The sequence below is a fragment of the Clostridium boliviensis genome (assembly GCF_033342255.1).
Lineage (GTDB): Bacteria > Bacillota > Clostridia > Lachnospirales > Lachnospiraceae > Lacrimispora > Lacrimispora boliviensis.
On the sequence record NZ_JAWONS010000063.1, the window covers coordinates 1 to 294 of the forward strand.

Genomic DNA, 294 nt, shown 5'->3' on the forward strand with positions numbered 1-294 from the left:
TTCTTACCACCGAGGAAAACCGCCACCGCTATGAGGCCGACCGGGTGGTGGTCTGCGGCCGGAGGGCCGACCCGGAAAGCGTCGCCCGCAACCTGTACCGGGCGCTACGCGAGATGGACCGGGCGGGTGTCGACTACATACTGGCGGAAACCTTTCCCGCCGAAGGGCTCTTCCGCTCGGTGATGAATCGCCTGTACAAGGCATCCGGCGGGCGGGTGGTCCGCTCTGACGACGATTAGGGTCCGGAGCGGTTCGTCCCTTCCTCCAGAACCAAAACAAGAAGAGGAATCGCTC

General features: G+C 63.9%; 1 protein-coding gene. It reads left to right on the top strand.

Features of this window, described 5'->3' with window-relative positions:
• On the top strand, positions 1-239 hold a 239-nt coding region (locus RZO55_RS02780), incomplete at its 5' end, for a Sua5 family C-terminal domain-containing protein (protein ID WP_318062770.1).
• Between the last annotated feature and the right edge of the window lie 55 nt (positions 240-294).